The organism is Parabacteroides sp. AM08-6, assembly GCF_003473295.1.
In the GTDB taxonomy this organism is placed as follows: domain Bacteria; phylum Bacteroidota; class Bacteroidia; order Bacteroidales; family Tannerellaceae; genus Parabacteroides.
In genome coordinates, this window is sequence record NZ_QRMP01000008.1 from 31,047 (window position 1) to 50,661 (window position 19,615).

The window sequence follows — 19,615 nt, forward strand, 5'->3', positions numbered from 1 at the left end:
ACTGTTAAACACTGAAATGCGCATTGTAAAATGGCGCATTAAATACCCGGAACAATTCAAGCAGCACGCAAACAAGCTGTTTCTTTCCCCTCTCCATTTGGTTGACAAAACGAGCCTTGTCAATATCATGGAAATAGTCAGCGGTTTATTTCTTTCCAAACGCATCGTATATCAGAATGGCAAACCCGTTCACCTGACGGACTTAGGCAAAGCCTTTGAATGGCTCCTTAATATAAAATTGGGGAACTATTATCTCCAGTTCACGGTGATGCGCATACAAACAGGAGCTTCACCGTTTTTCAGAAGTTTTGATTTCTTAATGATGAACAATACGCTCAATGTGTTTCTTTTCACTGTTCCCATAATTCTTTGTTTTTTTAAGTGGTACAAAATTAGTTTGCTACACTCAGAAACCAGCTACGCAAAAAGCTGACAATCAAAGATAAATGCGTCAATTCGTGGGAGCAAAAACAGCATTCAAAAAGTCCCACGAATAAGCCACATGGGAACTGCCTAAAACCGCTATTTTTTGCCGAAGTGGAGAAAAAGAAAAAGCTCTGAAATTCAAGGATTTCAGAGCTTTGCTTTCATTTGCTATTTGCTTTCGCGGTGCGTACGGGACTCGAACCCGTGACCCCATGCGTGACAGGCATGTATTCTAACCAACTGAACTAACGCACCTTTTATATTTGACAACCTTTGCAGATTGCGGTGCAAAGGTAGAGATTATTTTCAATTCCACAATAGTTTATAAAGAAAAGTTTAGGACGGATTGATTATTTTTCTACTTTTGTGGCCATATTAACAAAAATAATCATGAAGAATACTCCTGTAGATTATCTGACAGCCAAAAGAATAATCGATGGCTACGGATTACCCGATTTCGGAAAAGCAACCATACGTGAAGTAGTGGCAATCTCCACTCAACTGGAACAAGAAACAAATACCGAATTTATTCACATGGAAATGGGTGTACCCGGACTAAAGGCAGCCCAGGTAGGCGTCGATGCAGAAATCAAATCATTGCAAAACGGCATTGCATCCATTTATCCGAATATCAACGGGACACCGGAAGTTAAAACCCAAGCCTCCCGCTTCATCAAGGCATTTATTGATATTGATGTCGCCCCGGAAAGCTGTGTACCAGTTACGGGATCCATGCAGGGGACATATGCCTCGTTCCTAACTTGTGGACAATGTACACTGGGAAAAGATACCATTCTCTTCATTGATCCGGGTTTTCCAGTACAGAAACAACAAATAGTTGTAATGGGATATAAATATGAATCATTCGATGTGTATGAATATCGTGGGGAGAAACTGCGTGCTATTCTGGAAGAGCATCTCTCAAAAGGCAATATCGCAGCTATGATTTATTCGAATCCGAATAATCCCGCCTGGTTTTGCCTGACGGAAGAAGAACTGAAAATTATCGGTGAAACAGCCAATAAATACGATACAATTGTAATCGAAGATCTCGCCTATTTCGCTATGGATTTCCGTAAAAATCTGGGAACACCATTCGAAGCTCCTTTTCAATCCAGCATAGCCCGGTACACAGACAACTATATACTACAAATATCCGGTTCCAAAGCATTTAGTTATGCCGGACAACGCATTGGCGTGACTGCTATCTCCAACAAACTCTATCACCGTACATATCCAGGATTGACACAGCGCTATGGTGGCGGAACATTCGGAACCGTATACATCCATCGTGTATTATATGCACTTTCTTCCGGGACCAGCCACTCAGCTCAATTTGCCTTGGCCGCAATGTTTAAAGCAGCAGCAGACGGAACATTTGATTTCGTCACTGAAGTACAAGAATATGGACGCAGGGCTGAAAAACTAAAAAAGATATTTACTGATTACGGTTTTAAAATTGTCTATGACCATGATTTAGATCAGCCGATTGCCGACGGTTTCTATTTTACAATCGGATATCCGGGTATGACGGGAAGTGAATTGATGGAACAATTAATCTACTATGGCATAAGTGCGATTTCATTAAGTACGACAGGTAGTAATCAAGAAGGATTACGCGCTTGTACATCTTTTATTAAACCTCATCAATATGCTCTGCTTGAAGAACGCCTGAAGTTGTTTAAAGAAAATCACATGGCCTAATTAACAATAGCCCGGACATATTTATACTTACTTAACAAGAAAGCCGGGCTATTCATTTGTTTCTTTAAGCCAAATGTTTTATATTGTCGCAGTTTTTGTAAATCCATAAGCATAACTCGCTATGACAATGTACAATAATATTTTTAAAATAACGCACAACAACGTGCTTCCGGCACAAGGAAGTATCCTAATATCAGAACCTTTCCTCCAAGATGCTTACTTTCAACGTTCCGTTGTATTACTTGTTGAACATACCCAAGAAGGGTCTATGGGACTCGTATTAAATAAAAAGACCGAATTAATTGTCAACTCTTTCTTCCCCGACTTGAAAGAGTTTCCCGACATGCCCATTTATTTGGGAGGTCCGGTAAGTCCAAACCGTCTCTTTTTTATCCATTCATTAGGAGATCTTATTATACCGGGTTCCTTGAAGATTAATGAGCATTTATATTTTGACGGTAGCTTTGATGCGCTAAAACGTTATATACTAAACGGACATGATATAGAGGGTAAAGTCAAATTTTTCCTTGGTTATTCCGGTTGGACAAAAGGACAATTACATGGCGAAATAACCAAAAATTCATGGGTTGTGAGCCATGCGACAAACCGTAATTTATTAATAGCCGAAGGAGAAGCCTTTTGGAAACGTTCTCTTGAATCGTTAGGTAGTCAATATGAAACTTGGACTAAATATCCGAAAGACCCTTATCTGAACTAGTTCTTTTATCACAAATCCGATTTCCGGACATACAAACAATAACTCCCTGTTATATTCAGGACAAAAGGTATTTTATATCAGGAAAATCACTTTCCCCGTTTTAATTGCGAAGTTATATTTCTGTGGGAATATTCCTATATATCTTTTGCATCGTCAATACGTCCGAATAGCCATCCTCTGCAACTATCCAGTCGGTCAGTATACCCGTTATCGTATATCCACAACAGGCGAACAAAGCTTTACTAGACTCATTCTTAGTCGGGATATGAACATACAACTGGTGCAATTTCAAGAAAGAAAAAGCATATTTTTCCAAGAGTACCAAAGCTTCGGTAGCCAACCCTTTCTTCTGATAAAGCGGATCTATCAAAATACCAATACCGGCACGATGGTGATGTGGCTCAAAGTCATACAAGTCAATCATACCGATTGTTGCATTCATCGGCAAAAAATCTATCATCAGGCGCAACTGTCGCTGCTCATAAATATCTCGATGTGCTCCGGCAATATATTCTTTCAGCATATAACGTGAATAAGGTGATATTGTACTTCCCAACTCCCACCATTCAGGATTATTTTCCCAATGATACAATAGCTCCAAATCCTCCGGTTCAAGAGCACGCAAGCGGATATTCTCATTTTGCAACAAATCCATACGCATCTAATTATTTTCCGGGGGAAATTAACTGTTTACTTACAATATTATATATATGATAAGTAATCTTCTTATTCACCATCCTGTCCATCAATAGTAACATTTGCTCAAATCGCGCATCTGGCGAGCAAAAAGCATAGTCGGTAAATCCTTTCATCTGATTACGGCGACAGAAAGCATCCATGACCCGCTCCTCATCCAAATCCCAAAGATTGACATATTCCAATTCCGGCATATGCTTCAGGCACACAGCTTTCACCTCCTCAAAATGCTCTTCATTGCAGAGTATTAGCAAACGGCGATGTTTTACCCTACGTTTTTTGTTTTTCCGGTGATAAGGAAAGAGAAAAGAGAAAAAAGCTTTCATCCCGATGGCCAACCGGACCAAAAGACTCATCAACCAACCGGAATGTGAATAATATTTCCGATAGAAAATAAGCATGGCTTCATAAAAGGCCTTTATGTATTTAATATCGCCATGATGCGTACTTTCTCCTTTATAATGCAGAATACGTTCAGGAATGTAATAGTTCTTATAACCTGCCAACGTCAGCCTGTAAGAAAGGTCTATATCTTCGCCATACATAAAAAAGGCCTCATCCAACAATCCCGTCTTATTCAATGCCTCACGGCGAATCAACATAAAAGCACCGGAAAGTACCTCAACCTCATGCTGTTTATTCTCATTCAAATAAGGCAAATTATAACGGGCGAATTTCCGGGAATTAGGACGCAACCTCGAAAGCCCGAATATTTTACAAAACGAAACCCAAGGAGATGGAAAACTTCGTTTACTTTCCGGCAAAAAAATACCGTGTCCATCCAACATCTTCACACCTATCGCTCCAGCCTCCGGATGTTCATCCATAAAAAAGCATAACGTTCGTATTCCCTCTTCTCCTACTACCGTATCAGGATTGAGCAATAAAACGTATTCCCCTTCAGACCGACATATCGCTTGATTGTTGGAATAGGCAAAACCGGGATTATCCTCATTTTCTATAAATACAACTTCCGGAAAACGGGTACGCAGATAATCCACCGAACCATCCATTGAATGATTATCCACGACAATCACCTCTGCATCCAAGCCGGATGTTGCAGCCCGGACAGAATAAAGACATTGTTCGAGAAAATATTTTACATTATAATTGACAATAATAACTGATAATTTCATCTATTTATGCTTTCCTCTTATATTTTTATGGAGTCATTAAAACTGGTACGGTTCACTATCGAGCGACCAAGTGTTATCTCATCGGCATATTCTATTTCATCGCCAATGGAAACGCCCCTGGCAATTACAGAAACCTTTACGTCGTAAGCCGAAAGTTTACGATGGATAAAAAAGTTAGTCGTATCTCCCTCCATCGTCGTACTAAGAGCGAGCACAACCTCTTTCACATCGCCGTCGGCCACCCGCTTCACCAAACTATCTATTTGCAAATCACCGGGGCCAATTCCATCCATAGGTGAAATGATACCGCCCAATACATGATAAACACCCCGAAACTGTCCTGTATTTTCTATTGCCATCACCTCCCGAATATTTTCAACCACACAAACAATCGTATGGTCTCGTCGTGTATCAGCGCAGATGGAACAAATTTCATCATCACAAATATTATGGCATACCTTACAATACTTCACATCTCTTCGTAAAGCGACCAAAGCAGACGCAAAAGTTTCCGTATAATCGATATTACGACGAAGCATGTAGAGAGCCAGCCGAAGCGCCGTCTTCCTTCCTATACCCGGTAGCGACGCCAGTTCATTCACTGCATTTTCCAATAAAACGGATGGGTATCTCTGTGTCATTCTTTTTTCTTTGCCTGCAAACTTACATAAATATCTTTGATTTTTTAAATTTACTCCATATGAAAAAGAAGTATCATTTAAGAAATCTTCAAAACTATTGCACCCCTATACAACCTTGTTTCATTAAAAGAAATAATGTAGCTTTGCAAAGCTTAACTAAATACGATAAGTTTTCAGATTAAATCTAACTAAGTAAATAAATAAACACCGTGAAGAAGGAAGATGAAGAAAAGGTGAGCGAGCTACCGGAAAACGCCTACAGAGAGCTAAAAGAAGGAGAGACATATCATCCTGTCATGTCGCCCGACAAACAATACCGCGAAGTAACTTGGTGGTCGGTCTTATGGGGATTAGTGATGGCAGTTCTGTTCAGTGCCGCTGCTGCTTTCTTAGGATTGAAGGTCGGACAGGTCTTTGAAGCTGCTATTCCTATCGCCATCATAGCCGTAGGATTATCCAGCGGATTCAAACGTAAAAATGCATTAGGTGAAAATGTAATTATCCAATCCATCGGTGCCAATAGTGGAGTAATTGTGGCAGGAGCTATTTTTACACTACCGGCTCTTTACATTCTACAAGATAAATATCCGGAAATTACAGTCGATTTCTTCGAAGTATTCATGAGTTCCTTGTTAGGAGGCATCTTGGGCATTTTATTACTTATCCCCTTCCGCAAATATTTCGTATCTACTATGCACGGCAAGTATCCGTTTCCTGAAGCTACCGCCACTACGCAAGTGCTGGTATCCGGAGAAAAAGGAGGCAACCAAGCAAAACCTTTGATTTATGCAGGTCTGATAGGCGGTCTATACGACTTTATAGTGGCTACATTCGGTTGGTGGAGTGAGAATGTAAGCACACGTATCATAGGCGTAGGTGAAATGCTGGCCGAAAAGGTAAAAATTGTTTTTAAAATAAATACGGGAGCCGCTGTTTTAGGCTTAGGATACATCATCGGACTGAAATATTCGGCTATCATTTGTGCCGGCTCATTTCTGGTTTGGTTCATTATTATTCCGCTAATGTCCGCCATATTCAGTGCTGATGTGTTAACGTTCGGTAACGATGCTATTACTGCCACTGTAGGAAGCATGAGTGCTGAACAGATATTTACTACTTATGCCCGCCATATCGGTATTGGTGGCATTGCAACTGCAGGTGTTATCGGCATTATCAATTCTTGGGGTATTATCAGAGGAGCTGTCGGGTTAGCAGCCAAGGAACTGAAAGGAAAAACCGGAAACGAAGAAACAACAGAATTGCGTACACAAAAGGATTTATCGATGAAGATTATTACCATCGGTATTTTTGCCACCTTGCTCGTCACTTATCTATTTTTCCATTTCGGTGTACTGGATAACTGGTATTACGCCCTGATTGGTTTATTAATTGTAGGTATTATTGCCTTCCTGTTTACAACTGTAGCAGCTAACGCTATTGCTATTGTAGGGACAAATCCGGTTTCAGGTATGACACTAATGACATTGATATTATCATCAATCATTTTGGTCACCGTCGGACTGAAAGGAACAGCAGGGATGGTATCCGCTCTGATTATAGGAGGTGTGGTATGTACAGCCTTGTCAATGGCCGGAGGTTTTATCACAGATTTAAAAATCGGTTACTGGCTAGGGAGTACACCCAAGAAACAGGAATGCTGGAAATTCCTCGGCACATTGGTTTCGGCAGCAACCGTAGGTGGTGTAATCCTCGTATTGAACCAGACATACGGCTTTACAAACGGTCAATTGGCTGCTCCCCAAGCAAATGCGATGGCTGCTGTTATCGAACCGTTAATGAGTGGCTCAGGAGCACCCTGGATACTTTATGTTATCGGTGCCTTGCTGGCTATTATCTTGAATTTATGTAAAATACCAGCTTTAGCTTTCGCCCTCGGTATGTTTATTCCGTTGGAATTGAATACACCGTTGCTGGTTGGAGGAGCTATCAGCTGGTATGTAGGTAGCCGAAGTAAAGACCAGGAATTAAATACTCTCCGTCTGGAAAAAGGGACTTTACTGGCATCCGGATTTATTGCCGGAGGAGCTTTGATGGGAGTTGTCAGTGCAGCTCTTCGTTATGCCGGCGTCAAACCAATCAACGAAGAATGGCTGGCAGGAAATCTCTCGGAATGGTTAGCAATTGTCATGTATATAGCATTAATCGCCTATTTAACTATAAGTTCTTTAAAAGCAAAAAAGAAATAATATAACATTAGAGAAAATGGAAGCACCTGTTATCAATGTTGGCATTATGACGGAAAAAGCTGTTTCGTTTACTTTCCATGGAGAGTATGTCCATACGGAAACAGGAAATTTCCTATCAGGCGAACAGCGTGTGATTTATGTGAACGGAAATATTGTCTTCAACGGGAAACTTTATAAAGAAATCTTTTTCGAACCGACTTCCGTGTCCGCATTCTTTGAATTGAAAGCTGTAACAATAGGTGTAAACTTTCATTGGCAACGACAGGAAGATCAGCGCTTCAAAGGTTCCCTCAACTTGGTAGTTACGGACAAAGGTATCATGTTTATCAACCAAGTGGATGCAGAAGAATACCTTACCAGTGTCATCTCTTCCGAAATGAGCGCCAATGCTTCCAGGGAACTTCTGAAAGCACATGCCGTCATTTCAAGAAGTTGGTTGCTGGCACAGGTAGAAAAAAATTTCAAATCGAATGGCCCCAAAAAGCAACACCCAAATGTTTATCGCGACAACCAACAGCTAATCCGTTGGTATGACCACGAAGACCATGAATATTTTGACGTTTGTGCCGATGACCATTGCCAGCGTTACCAAGGTATTACCCGAGCCTCGTCTCTTACCATAAAGGAAGTGATACAAGAAACCCGCGGAGAAATCTTGACTGACGGAGAATCTATTTGCGATACCCGATTCTCCAAATGTTGCGGAGGCATAACAGAACAATTCGAGTATTGCTGGGAACCTGTTCCCCATCCTTATTTAGCCGCTCTTCGAGACAGCCGGGAAAATACGTTTCCTGACCTGACTGTCGAAGCGGAAGCGGATAAATGGATACGTACCTCACCTGAAGCTTTTTGCAACACAACAGACAAAGCTATTCTCAGCCAGATTTTAAATAATTACGACCAAGAGACAACCGACTTTTATCGTTGGCAAGTCTCTTATACCCAAAAGGAACTGGCCGAACTGATTTACCGGAAGAGTGGCATAAACTTCGGTGAAATATTAGATTTGATTCCACTCAGCAGGGGTACTTCCGGGCGCATCGAGAAGTTGAAAATTGTCGGTACGCACCAAACGTTTATTATCGGAAAAGAATTGGAAATACGACGTACCTTGTCGGAAACCCACCTTTATAGCTCAGCTTTCGTGGTAGACAAAGAGGACATCTATTTCGACATTCCCCAACGTTTCGTTTTGACAGGAGCCGGTTGGGGACATGGAGTAGGTTTGTGTCAGATAGGTGCTGCCGTTATGGGTGAACAAGGCTATAACTACCGGCAAATCCTCTCCCACTATTTTCCGGGAACAGAAATAGAAAAAAGATACTAAAAAAGAAAGGGCTGTCAATCTCACGATTCCAGCCCTTTTTATTGTGTTTACCTATTTGTCTCCGGTTTAATGCAAACCGGTTTGCATTGACTCTCACGAGCTCTTGCTGATACAAAGGAATAACAATCGTTCTATTTACACAAATAAATTGGACAAAAAAGGCAATTTTACCCTTAAAAAAGGCAATTTCATCGTCCAAAGCCTTCCAAGGTCTGAAAAACAACCTCTTTCGGGAATATTCATACAGCTTCAAGAAATTTGTTTGCCGACTATCGGTGAATTTGGTATATTTGTCACAAATTAGGTAAAGATACCAAACTAATCATTAATAAATGAATAACTACATCATCCTGTTTATTATAGCCGTTTATTTCGGTATATTGCTTCTGATAGCCTGGATTACAAGCCGAAAAAGTTCCGGCAATGATGCTTTCTTTTTAGGAAATCGTAAATCACCTTGGTACATTGTTTCTATCGGAATGGTAGGAACATCGCTTTCCGGCGTTACCTTCGTGTCAGTACCGGGTATGGTACGAAGTATAGATATGACTTATATGCAAACAGTTCTGGGCTTCTTTTTCGGATACATCCTGATTGCCAAAGTTCTGTTGCCGCTTTACTACAAATTACAATTAACATCTATCTATTCGTATCTGGACGAACGCATCGGGCGGCACAGTTATAAAACCGGAGCTTCCTTTTTTCTTCTTTCCAAAATTATCGGTGCAGCCGCAAGGCTTTACCTGGTTGTGTTAATATTGCAACATTATGTATTCAGTGTATGGAACATACCCTTCGCTATAACAGTCATCTTCAGTATCTTCTTAGTCTGGCTTTATACGTTTCGCAGCGGTATCAAAACGATTATCTGGACAGACACATTACAGGCTCTTTGCCTGGTAGCTATGCTAATCGTCATCATCTGGCAGGTAAAAGATAAAATGCAACTGGATTTCGGCGGCATGGTACAAACGCTTCGGGAAAGTCCACATTTCCGCATCTTTGAATTTAACGACTGGCACAGTACACAACATTTTGTGAAACAATTCTTTTCAGGTATTTTCATCACCATTGTGATGACCGGACTGGACCAAGATATGATGCAAAAAAATCTTTCCTGCAAAAATCTAAAGGATGCACAAAAAAACATGTACACTTACGGTTTTGCTTTTACCCCTGTAAATTTCCTGTTCCTATCATTAGGTGTATTATTACTGACATTGGCTTCCCGGCAACATATTGAATTACCGGTTTTAAACGACGATATTTTGCCTATGTTTTGTACATCGGGAATATTAGGCAGTTCCATCCTTATATTTTTTACAATCGGTATTATTGCCGCAGCATTCAGTAGTGCCGACTCTGCATTGACGGCCCTGACTACTTCCTTTTGTGTAGACATCTTAGGTATACAAAAAGAAGAGGCGGTAAAAGCAAAACGGACCCGCCTCATGGCGCATCTGCTGATATCTATTTTGTTCGCCGTTATTATTCTTATTTTTCAAGCGGTAAACAGCAGAAGTGTGATTGATGCCATCTACATGATAGCTTCCTATACGTATGGCCCCTTATTAGGATTGTTTGTTTTCGGACTATTCACAAAAAAGTTACCACGTGACAAATTCGTACCCTATATCTGTATCATTTCTCCGCTCATTTGTTTTGCCATTTATTACCTGACAAAACAATATGCCGGGTACACTTTCGGTTACGAAATGCTGATGCTTAATGGTGCCATCACTTTTGCCGGATTATGGATGGCATCTATAAAATAGAATAAACGTTCCGGTTTGTCATTATTTTTTTATCTTTAACCCCTCAAACTAAAAACAGTAAAAGAAAATCACAATAACGGCAACTTTTTACTATTTAGGATGTCAATGTATAAATCAAAAAGTAGATAAAAATGGAAATTAAAAGTGCAGAATTTGTTATCAGTAACACAGACGTAAAGAAATGTCCCCCGGGAAACTTACCGGAATATGCCTTTATCGGGCGAAGCAATGTTGGCAAATCCTCTCTAATCAATATGTTGACAGGCAAGAAAGGTTTAGCTATGACTTCACAAAAGCCAGGCAAAACAATGCTTATCAATCACTTTCTCATTAACGGACAATGGTATCTGGTCGACCTTCCCGGCTACGGTTTCGCACAACGCGGAAAAGAAGGACGAGAAAATATCCAGCGCATCATCGAAGATTATATTCTGGAACGCGAACAGTTGACAAACCTGTTTGTCCTAATCGACAGCCGTCATGAGGCACAAAAAATAGACCTTGAATTTATGGAATGGTTAGGTGAAAACGGTATTCCTTTCTCCATTATTTTTACTAAAACAGATAAAATAAGTAAAGGACGTTTACAGGAAAACCTAAAAGCCTATCAAGCCAAACTATTAGAAACATGGGAAGAATTACCCCCCATTCTGCTATCCTCATCTGAAAAAAAAGAAGGACGAGATGAAATCTTAAACTATATCGAAACTATCAATAAAAGTTTATAACACATCAATAGCAATTTAGGGGTGACATAGTACGGGTGGTATGGAAATCGCCAACAACTTTGCCGAGGCCGTTTCCAATTTTTCGGCTTCGAGGGGGCAGCACTCCGCCGAGTAGAGTTGACCAACCACCGGTACTCCTATCACATTTTCAATCTTCTTTTCGTCACTTACGACATATAAGTCAATCCATCTTCAAACTTCCCATGCCTATATTTTTTTACCTTTCCAATCGGATTAAAAAAATGCCGGTGTAGAAGAACTTATACCTGATTAATAACTAATCTTGCAACCGACAAAATAACTTCTCGGAATTCCCGGGCCATAAATATATTTGGAATCACGGTCTTTTCCTTGGTCAAAATCATTTTGATACGCTTCAAAAATGTTCTGAATACCTGCATTTACCTGTAAGGTCACAGATTTATAGACCGGTATATCGTATGCTATTTTCATATTCAAATCAAAGAAATCGCGAGTTTTTTCTTCTTTGTCCTCTGGGATATAACCGGCCAGATGCTGCACCAACATACTACCAGTATAAGTACCGGTTAAGGAAACAGCCAGCCGTTTCACCGGAGTAAACGTCGAGGTGAAATAACCGTAAACATCCGGCGTACGAAACATTTTCTTTTGAGGTGGAATAGCAGGATTCGTTTCACTCCAGGTCAGTGCTTCTTTATAACGACTTCGCTGGATTGTAGCACCCATCTGAAACTGCAACCATGAATAAACCGCTTTTCCTTCCAAATTCAACCCCATCACACGCGCCCCCTCTTTATTACGACGCTCCAAAATCAAGTTTCCTTGCTCATCATGTCCTTTTTCCTGCAAGAAAAAAACATCGTTCAAATCCGTATAGAAACCTTCCACCAACAGATTCATCTGTACCGGACCGAAACGATGGTAAAAATCGACTGAAGCACTGATACTTTGCGATTTTTCCTCTTTCAAATCCGGAGCAAGCTGGATAATAGCCACATCACCGCCAACGGCAGCCACATGCAAATCCTCATCAAAAGCTTGAGGAGCACGGAAACCGCTCGAATATGACGCGCGCAAATTGATATCTTCCGTCGGATTGAAACGAATATTGGCACGCGGACTAAAAATCAAATGGTCTATCAGGTTGTGTTTATCGAAACGTCCCCCAACCAGAAAACTCCATTTATCATTTTTCCATTCGTTCTGTAAAAACAAACTACCGATGTGGACAGTCTGATTCACAATACGGTTATATCCGAGCATCTCGTCCTTCAATTCATCAAAATTATATTCCAGACCGCCGGTAAACTCTGCAGGCATAAACAAACATTTATCCCAATTGTACGAATATTGCGAACCACCAACAAAAGTCATATCCGTTGTCCGTCCGTAAGCATCCAAATTCTGATTTGTACCGTAATAACTCTTACGGTTTGTATGTTGTGCCGAAGCATAAACATTCAGACGATGTTTATAATCATTCGAGAAAAGGTCGAACTTCAAACCACCACCGTTAATGCTATGGTCGGTTTGTTCAGCCACATCCGCCTCATGCGGAGGAAGATTGATATGATTACCTCCACGACGATACTCGCTAATATTATGATATTCAAAGCCCAATTTGGAATAAGTGCTTGTTTTCAGATAAGAACGAAAACCGACTGTCCGCGCTTCCAATTGTCCGAGTTCGGAAAAACCGTCACCATCATGGTCGTAAGCCGAACGATGACGACTCTGACCGAAAAGATAAACACCCGCTTTATGGTCATCCGTTACCAACGAAGCATTCAGAGTCGTATTATTATCAGCACTATTTCCTCCAATCATTGTCAATGAATGAGCCAATTGGGCCGAATTGCGTAAAGGCTCTTTTGTGATAATATTAATGGTTCCGGCAATGGCTGAAGAACCGAAAAGAGCTGAACCTCCCCCACGCATAATCTCCACCCGTTCAATCATATTGGCAGGAATTTGTTCCAACCCATACACGCCGGTCAAAGCACTGAAAATAGGTCGGCTATCCACCAATATTTGCGTGTAAGGTCCTTCCAGACCATTGATACGAACCTGTTGGAAACCACAGTTCTGGCAATTGTTTTCCACACGTACTCCCGGCTGAAAATTCAATCCGTCAGCCAATGAAGTAGCATGTGTTGTCTCGAATGTTTTCGCATCCAGGACATTCACCAACGACGGGGCCTTCCGACGTGTCGTTTCGTTACGGTTAGCCGAAACCACCACGCCATCCAGCGAAACAGCATCTTCCTCTGCTTCGAAATTCAGCTCCAATGTTTTTCCTTTTTTTACAATAACCGGTTTTTCCACAGTTTTATATCCCAAACTTTTCATCACCACCGTGAAATCACCTTCCGGCAAATTCTTCAGGTAATAATGGCCGGTAGCATCCGTTGTAGTTCCGATAGTTGTTCCTTTTAAAAATACAGTGATAAAAGCAAGATGCTCTTTCGTTTTCTTATCCAAAATATGTCCGACAATGTTTGCATCCGAAGGATTCAGGGCAGGGACATCGTCTGCCCGAACCACCATAGAGGTACAGCACAGGCATAATATGAGTAATGTAATCTTATTCATTTCACGTTTGCTTTAATAAAAATCATACCATTATTTTACTATTTTTCATTCGAGCGTTTTTACTTTCAATATATATTGAAAGTAAAATAGACATATGTATACCTTACTTTCAACAATTGTATTTTTTTCTTTCATCAGTATATGAAAGAAAAATTGCTCGGTATGAAAATAGTAAAGAATACCACCCTTTTCTAAAAAGGAGCGTATCTTTTTGAAAAACAGACAGGGATTCTATTTTATTAAGCAACAGGAGGGGCGCGAAGCAGAAATTTCCCCGGAACAGGGCATAAATGCTCCGGATAAACCGGAGCTTCCATCAAATTGAAAATCGGTAGTGCATAAAAATACAGTTGAAGCGGATGAACACTACCATCCTCTACATGGACAGTAGTCAATAAATGAAACAACTGTATTTCGGAAAGTGAAGCATGATGATGACTACTGCCATCAGGTGCTTTTTTAAACGGGTGAGCATGAACAATGGTCGTTCCATGCTCCACATGGACATGCATAAATACAGAAATACTGCTATAATATGCTATAAAAAGCATAGGCAGCAACCATTTCATATATTTTGCAACTATTTGTCTCACAATCCTTTTCGTTTGTTCGAGAACGCGAATTTAAAACTAATTCCCGACATATGCAAAATCAGGTTTCCCGAATCGATCGGTTTTGCCGTTTTTTTTCAAACACGTAGTCTATCTTTATAAATATAATATAGGAAAACCGATTTTATTTACACAAATCGTAAGCTATCAACATCATATTGATAATAATTTGTTACCTTTGCAGGCGATTTTGAAAAGCAAACACATAGCAATAAACTAAAATTCTATGGCAAAGATAACAAAAGAAGAAGCACTCCGGTATCACGCCGAAGGCAAACCCGGGAAAATTGAAGTAATTCCCACTAAACCCTATAGTACACAAACGGATTTATCACTGGCTTATTCGCCGGGCGTAGCCGAACCCTGTCTGGAAATTGAGAAAAATCCGTTGGATGCTTATAAATACACTTCGAAAGGCAATCTGGTTGCCGTCATCTCCAACGGTACGGCCGTCTTGGGATTAGGAGACATAGGTCCTTTGGCCGGCAAACCGGTAATGGAAGGAAAAGGTCTGTTGTTTAAAATATTTGCAGGCATCGATGTTTTCGATATTGAAGTAAACGAAAAGGACCCTGAAAAATTCATCCAGACGGTTAAGGCCATTGCTCCGACTTTCGGCGGTATTAATTTGGAAGACATCAAAGCCCCCGAATGTTTCGAAATAGAAACACGTCTGAAAGCAGAACTGGATATTCCGGTCATGCACGACGACCAACACGGAACGGCCATCATCTCCGGTGCAGGTCTTATCAATGCACTTGAAATCGCGAACAAGAAAATCGAAGATGTAAAAATTGTCGTAAACGGAGCGGGTGCCGCTTCTATCTCATGCACCAAACTATACGTAATGCTGGGAGCGCGCAAAGAAAATATCATCATGTGCGACAGTAAAGGTGTCATTTCAACACATCGTACAGACCTGAACGCATCTAAAAAAGAATTTGCAACGGAGCTTGATATCCGGACACTACAAGAAGCCGTTGTCGGAGCAGACGTATTCCTCGGACTATCAGTCGCTAACGTGCTGACACAGGATATGGTTCGTTCGATGAACGACAATCCCATTGTTTTTGCATTAGCCAACCCGAACCCGGAAATTTCTTATGCCGATGCCATGGCCTCCCGCCAGGATATCATTTTCGCAACCGGGCGTTCAGACTATCCGAACCAGATTAACAATGTCTTAGGTTTTCCATATATTTTCCGCGGAGCTTTGGATACACATGCCAAAGCTATCAATGAAGAGATGAAACAGGCTGCCGTATATGCGATTGCCGAACTGGCGAAAGAACCAGTTCCCGATGTAGTAAATGCGGCTTATAAGCTGAAACGTACCACTTTCGGACGCGACTATATCTTGCCGAAAGCACTCGACCCCCGTTTGTTGACCCGTGTTTCCTGCGCCGTGGCAAAAGCAGCTATCGCATCCGGAGTCTCACGCAAGACTATTACCGATTGGGATGGTTATGCGAACCACTTACGTGAAATGATGGGGTATGATAATAAATTGCTCCGTTCATTTACCGATATGGCAAAAGCCAATCCAAAACGTGTCGTATTCGCAGAAGCCAATCACGTAAACATGTTGAAAGCTGCTGCAGAAGCAAAAGCCGAAGGTATTTGTATTCCTATCTTATTAGGTAACGAAGAACGTTTGGCTAAAATAGCCGCGGAAGAAAATATCAGCCTGGAAGGTATCGAAATCGTCAACTTGCGTCACGACCGCGAAACAGAAAGACGCCACCGCTATGCACAGGTTCTCTGGGAAAAGAAAGCGCGTGAAGGCGTAACGTATGCCGAAGCTTGTGAAAAAATGGTAGACCGGAACGCATTCGGAATGATGATGGTACAGACGGGTGACGCGGATGCATTTGTTACCGGTGTTTACAGCCGTTATTCGGAAGTAACGAAAATGGCCGAACAGATAATCGGTATCCGTCCGTCATACAATCATTTCGGAGCAATGAATATCATGACCGGCAAAAAAGGGACATTCTTCATAGCCGATACATTGATTAATCGCCATCCGTCTACAGAAGTGCTAATCGACATAGCCCGCTTGACACACGATGCCGTGAAATTCTTCGCTCATGAGCCGGTAATGGCGATGTTGTCATATTCAAACTTCGGTTCCGACAAGCAAGGAAGCCCATTGAAAGTGCACGATGCAATCAACTACCTGCACAAAAATCATCCGGAAATCATGATTGACGGGGAAATGCAGGTAAACTTCGCACTCGACAAAAAGCTCCGGGACGAAATGTATCCGTTCAACAAAATCAAAGGCCAAGATGTGAATGTACTGGTATTCCCGAACCTAAGTTCGGCAAACAGTGCTTACAAGTTGCTGGATGAGCTGGGTATTACCGAAACCATCGGTCCAATCCAAATGGGATTGAACAAGCCTATCCACTTTACCGATGTGGAAAGTACTACACGTGATATTCTAAACCTGACCACAGTTGCCGTTGTAGACGCAATTGTTCAGGAACAAATTGAGAAAGGCGAATAAAAAAGTCCTAAAAACAAAAAGGGCATTACTGAGTTTGTTGCAAACAGGAGTAATGCCCTTTATTTATTTTCATTCCAACTTCCGGATAATCTGCCGGCATCGTGCCTCTTCCCGTGCGGATAGAGTGGGATTCTTCTTTGTTCCGCCCTTTTGTATGATACCTTTTACTTTAAAGCCGCTCCATTTCAAGATTTCTTTCAAGGCTTTTACCACTCCACGAGTTTGATTGAAAAGTATATTCCAAGGATAAGGAGTCGTACAGGTAGTTACAATCACCGCTTTTTTCCCTTTATGCAAAGCAATCGGGATACCATAAGCGCTCTCTCCCATCATTCCATATACGATACGGTCGAACAACATTTTCAAATGTCCGTTTATATTTCCCCAATAGCAAGGCGAACCGACAATCAATGCGTCCGCCGCCCTAATCTTTTCCAAGACATGCACTGAGTCATCCTCCGGCAAACAACAGGCTTCGTGTGTACGGCAATACATACACCCTGTACAGGGACGAAAATCCAAAGTACTTACACGTACCTGTTCTACTTCATGCCCGCAAACTTCCGCTTCCTGCCCCATAATATCCAACATTTCAGACACTAAGCCATGACGGCGGGGACTTGCATTTATAATCAGTATTCTCATTTTCCTATTCGACATTTTTCACGACATTATTATCCCCTGTTCATCCTATCAATCCTTTTATCAGACAACCAATAAAAAAAACACAAAGCAGTACTTTCAGGATTACACTTATCTGAAAACCGATAAAAGCCCCGATACCGGCTTTAAAAGCTACTCTTAAAGCTTTCCCCGATAACAATTCGCCAATAAAAGCTCCCAAAAGCGGCCCGAAAAAAATACCCCAAGGCATAAAAAGAAAAATTCCGATAACCGTACCGATTGCACATCCCCAGTTTCCCCACTTGCTTCCTCCCCCATATTTAGCACCCAAAATAGGAGCCACATAATCCAGAACCTGTACGACTACAACCAGAAAACCAAAAAATAACAATTGGGAAACCGAAAATTGCACTTTATCCGCCCAATGAGCCAACAACAATCCGACATAAGCCAAAGGAGGCCCCGGTAATACCGGCAAAAAACAGCCGACCAGACCTAAAAACAAGCAAATAGCTGCTAAAACAATGAGTAGAATATCCATATTATGCTTTTATCATTTCCTTTATTACTTAATACTAAAAAGCTATACGTAAAAATCAAATATTCCTCTTAAACGGCTGCCTCTTCAGATATGTAGCTGAACGCCAAAGCCATTCGAGAGGCCCATATAAATAATTTTTCAACCAATATTTACTGAAAAAAATCTGTATGGTATAAACTATCAACCCCAATAAAAATGTTTCTGTCGCCCCCCAATTACCGAAAATAGAACCGAAGCCCCACATTGAAAAAAAGATTGGCCCTATCACACTTTGTATTTCGTAATTGGTCAGCCCCATACGTCCCAAAGGAGACATTACATCCAGATATTTGCCCATTCCCCTAAACTGATAAAGAACAATAAATCCCATCACCAGTGCTCCGGAAAACAAAACCATATAAATATCACTCAAAGACATTACGGCCAACATGGCAGGAGAAAGCGACATTCCCCTCAAGCCTATGGAAATTACCGATAACGACAACAAAAAAGCAATCAACCATTTTACAGCAAATGTTGCAAGGATAAAGCCTACAAAAAGGAACAAATTTCTTTTTTTCCGTGTACGAACTTCTTCAAAAAAGCGTAAACGACCTACTATCAATCCCATAACAAAAAGTGCCAACGTCAAATATCCACGCCCAAATACGCCAAACTGCACGTTCAGTTTCGTCCGTAACCCACTGGTCAAATTGCCTTTAACCGATTGGCAAAAAGAAGGTTTTTGGGTTCGCATATTTTTAAAAAATGAATTCATTTCCGCAGTTTGACGAGCTTGTGCCTCCTTGACTAGCTCTGTATGTGTAAAACGCTCATATCCAAGCATGACCCAGCGTGGAGCACCCAATAATAAAAGAGCAATAATAGCTATCAACACCCAGTTCTTAAACCGATATAAGAAAACCATCACAACCCCGAACAAAGCATATATAGACAGTATATCGTCCGTATAAAAACAATTCCCGATGAAGCCTATTGCAAAAAGAATCGCCATCCTCCATAAAAAGCGCATCCGGAAATCAATTCCTTTCTTTGCCGCCCTGTCCATTTGAATAAAAAAGCTCATACCGAACAAAAAGGCGAATATATTAATAAACCTCCCCATGATTACATTATAGGCAAACCAGCGAATGGCGGAATCCAATGCCGGAAACTGAAATAACCTCATCCCCATACCGGAAATCGAGAAAACACTATAATGATGCATCATATGTATAAGCACAATCCCTAACAATGCAAAACCTCTTAATGCATCTATCAATGTAATCCGATGTTGAGGATCTGATAATAATTTTCCTTGTTCCATAATTTACAGGTAGTAACATACCACTTTTTACAAAAATACATCTAATCTTTGAGAATTCAAAAATACACGTTAGAAGACAGGTAAAT

16 protein-coding genes and 1 tRNA gene are annotated in these 19,615 nt (G+C 41.0%); 8 read left to right on the forward strand and 9 right to left on the reverse strand.

Features of this window, described 5'->3' with window-relative positions; genetic code table 11:
* Positions 1-16 precede the first annotated feature (16 nt).
* A complete protein-coding gene (locus DW103_RS18425; protein ID WP_370453469.1) occupies positions 17-433 on the forward strand; it encodes a hypothetical protein in 417 nt (138 codons plus the stop codon).
* Between the two features lie 174 nt (positions 434-607).
* On the opposite strand, the gene DW103_RS07615 is transcribed toward DW103_RS18425, so the two are convergent.
* A tRNA-Asp gene (locus DW103_RS07615) sits at positions 608-681 on the reverse strand.
* Positions 682-816: 135 nt separating this feature from the next.
* Here DW103_RS07615 and DW103_RS07620 point away from each other — a divergent pair.
* A complete protein-coding gene (locus DW103_RS07620; RefSeq protein ID WP_122275072.1) occupies positions 817-2,130 on the forward strand; it encodes a pyridoxal phosphate-dependent aminotransferase in 1,314 nt (437 codons plus the stop codon).
* A gap of 121 nt (positions 2,131-2,251) precedes the next feature.
* The gene (locus tag DW103_RS07625) at positions 2,252-2,848 is read left to right on the forward strand and encodes a YqgE/AlgH family protein (RefSeq protein ID WP_122275073.1); all 597 of its coding nucleotides are present in this window, start codon (positions 2,252-2,254) and stop codon (positions 2,846-2,848) included.
* Positions 2,849-2,960: 112 nt separating this feature from the next.
* On the opposite strand, the gene DW103_RS07630 is transcribed toward DW103_RS07625, so the two are convergent.
* From DW103_RS07630 to recR, 3 genes are read right to left on the reverse strand one after another with little or no spacing between them, the layout of a single operon-like run.
* Positions 2,961-3,503 carry a GNAT family N-acetyltransferase gene (locus DW103_RS07630; RefSeq protein ID WP_122275141.1) on the reverse strand — a complete coding sequence of 181 codons (543 nt, stop codon included), beginning with the start codon at positions 3,501-3,503 and terminating at the stop codon, positions 2,961-2,963.
* A gap of 10 nt (positions 3,504-3,513) precedes the next feature.
* Positions 3,514-4,680, reverse strand: coding sequence for a glycosyltransferase family 2 protein (locus DW103_RS07635; RefSeq protein WP_122275074.1), 1,167 nt, complete (start codon positions 4,678-4,680; stop codon positions 3,514-3,516).
* A 17-nt stretch (positions 4,681-4,697) separates the two neighbouring features.
* A complete protein-coding gene (recR, locus tag DW103_RS07640) occupies positions 4,698-5,321 on the reverse strand; it encodes a recombination mediator RecR (RefSeq protein WP_122275075.1) in 624 nt (207 codons plus the stop codon).
* A gap of 209 nt (positions 5,322-5,530) precedes the next feature.
* Here recR and DW103_RS07645 point away from each other — a divergent pair, with 209 nt between their 5' ends.
* The 4 genes from DW103_RS07645 (at position 5,531) to yihA (ending at position 11,361) form a co-directional block, all read left to right on the forward strand.
* The gene (locus DW103_RS07645; protein ID WP_122275076.1) at positions 5,531-7,528 is read left to right on the forward strand and encodes an OPT family oligopeptide transporter; all 1,998 of its coding nucleotides are present in this window, start codon (positions 5,531-5,533) and stop codon (positions 7,526-7,528) included.
* A gap of 16 nt (positions 7,529-7,544) precedes the next feature.
* Entirely contained in the window at positions 7,545-8,858 is a 1,314-nt protein-coding gene (locus DW103_RS07650) for a SpoIID/LytB domain-containing protein (RefSeq protein WP_122275077.1), read from the forward strand.
* Positions 8,859-9,190: 332 nt separating this feature from the next.
* Positions 9,191-10,633, forward strand: coding sequence for a sodium:solute symporter (locus DW103_RS07660; RefSeq protein ID WP_122275079.1), 1,443 nt, complete (start codon positions 9,191-9,193; stop codon positions 10,631-10,633).
* A gap of 131 nt (positions 10,634-10,764) precedes the next feature.
* Positions 10,765-11,361 carry a ribosome biogenesis GTP-binding protein YihA/YsxC gene (yihA, locus tag DW103_RS07665; protein WP_122275080.1) on the forward strand — a complete coding sequence of 199 codons (597 nt, stop codon included), beginning with the start codon at positions 10,765-10,767 and terminating at the stop codon, positions 11,359-11,361.
* Between the two features lie 270 nt (positions 11,362-11,631).
* Here the strand turns inward: yihA and DW103_RS07670 are convergent, their stop codons facing one another.
* The gene (locus DW103_RS07670) at positions 11,632-13,935 is read right to left on the reverse strand and encodes a TonB-dependent receptor (protein WP_122275081.1); all 2,304 of its coding nucleotides are present in this window, start codon (positions 13,933-13,935) and stop codon (positions 11,632-11,634) included.
* 239 nt (positions 13,936-14,174) lie between these two features.
* Entirely contained in the window at positions 14,175-14,504 is a 330-nt protein-coding gene (locus DW103_RS07675) for a hypothetical protein (RefSeq protein WP_370453470.1), read from the reverse strand.
* A 268-nt stretch (positions 14,505-14,772) separates the two neighbouring features.
* Between DW103_RS07675 and DW103_RS07680 the strand changes: the two genes are divergently transcribed.
* A complete protein-coding gene (locus DW103_RS07680) occupies positions 14,773-17,058 on the forward strand; it encodes an NADP-dependent malic enzyme (RefSeq protein WP_122275083.1) in 2,286 nt (761 codons plus the stop codon).
* Positions 17,059-17,127: 69 nt separating this feature from the next.
* Here the strand turns inward: DW103_RS07680 and DW103_RS07685 are convergent, their stop codons facing one another.
* The 3 genes from DW103_RS07685 to DW103_RS07695 are packed head-to-tail and all read right to left on the reverse strand — an operon-like array spanning position 17,128 to position 19,529.
* Positions 17,128-17,703 carry a flavodoxin family protein gene (locus tag DW103_RS07685; RefSeq protein ID WP_122275142.1) on the reverse strand — a complete coding sequence of 192 codons (576 nt, stop codon included), beginning with the start codon at positions 17,701-17,703 and terminating at the stop codon, positions 17,128-17,130.
* 40 nt (positions 17,704-17,743) lie between these two features.
* On the reverse strand, positions 17,744-18,223 hold the full coding sequence (locus tag DW103_RS07690; RefSeq protein ID WP_122275084.1) for a DUF456 domain-containing protein: 480 nt from the start codon (positions 18,221-18,223) through the stop codon (positions 17,744-17,746).
* Between the two features lie 55 nt (positions 18,224-18,278).
* Positions 18,279-19,529 carry a DUF418 domain-containing protein gene (locus DW103_RS07695; protein WP_122275085.1) on the reverse strand — a complete coding sequence of 417 codons (1,251 nt, stop codon included), beginning with the start codon at positions 19,527-19,529 and terminating at the stop codon, positions 18,279-18,281.
* Positions 19,530-19,615 lie beyond the last annotated feature (86 nt).

What these genes read in the sequence shown, in the direction of transcription:
- DW103_RS07670 (WP_122275081.1), bottom strand. Translation starts at nt 13,935, where the DNA reads ATGAATAAGATTACATTACTCATATTATGCCTGTGCTGTACCTCTATG.
- DW103_RS07625 (WP_122275073.1), top strand. Translation starts at nt 2,252, where the DNA reads ATGACAATGTACAATAATATTTTTAAAATAACGCACAACAACGTGCTT.
- DW103_RS07660 (WP_122275079.1), top strand. Translation starts at nt 9,191, where the DNA reads ATGAATAACTACATCATCCTGTTTATTATAGCCGTTTATTTCGGTATA.
- DW103_RS07675 (WP_370453470.1), bottom strand. Translation starts at nt 14,504, where the DNA reads ATGAAATGGTTGCTGCCTATGCTTTTTATAGCATATTATAGCAGTATT.
- DW103_RS07685 (WP_122275142.1), bottom strand. Translation starts at nt 17,703, where the DNA reads ATGAGAATACTGATTATAAATGCAAGTCCCCGCCGTCATGGCTTAGTG.
- yihA (WP_122275080.1), top strand. Translation starts at nt 10,765, where the DNA reads ATGGAAATTAAAAGTGCAGAATTTGTTATCAGTAACACAGACGTAAAG.
- DW103_RS07650 (WP_122275077.1), top strand. Translation starts at nt 7,545, where the DNA reads ATGGAAGCACCTGTTATCAATGTTGGCATTATGACGGAAAAAGCTGTT.
- recR (WP_122275075.1), bottom strand. Translation starts at nt 5,321, where the DNA reads ATGACACAGAGATACCCATCCGTTTTATTGGAAAATGCAGTGAATGAA.
- DW103_RS07690 (WP_122275084.1), bottom strand. Translation starts at nt 18,223, where the DNA reads ATGGATATTCTACTCATTGTTTTAGCAGCTATTTGCTTGTTTTTAGGT.
- DW103_RS18425 (WP_370453469.1), top strand. Translation starts at nt 17, where the DNA reads ATGCGCATTGTAAAATGGCGCATTAAATACCCGGAACAATTCAAGCAG.
- DW103_RS07635 (WP_122275074.1), bottom strand. Translation starts at nt 4,680, where the DNA reads ATGAAATTATCAGTTATTATTGTCAATTATAATGTAAAATATTTTCTC.
- DW103_RS07680 (WP_122275083.1), top strand. Translation starts at nt 14,773, where the DNA reads ATGGCAAAGATAACAAAAGAAGAAGCACTCCGGTATCACGCCGAAGGC.
- DW103_RS07695 (WP_122275085.1), bottom strand. Translation starts at nt 19,529, where the DNA reads ATGGAACAAGGAAAATTATTATCAGATCCTCAACATCGGATTACATTG.
- DW103_RS07620 (WP_122275072.1), top strand. Translation starts at nt 817, where the DNA reads ATGAAGAATACTCCTGTAGATTATCTGACAGCCAAAAGAATAATCGAT.
- DW103_RS07630 (WP_122275141.1), bottom strand. Translation starts at nt 3,503, where the DNA reads ATGGATTTGTTGCAAAATGAGAATATCCGCTTGCGTGCTCTTGAACCG.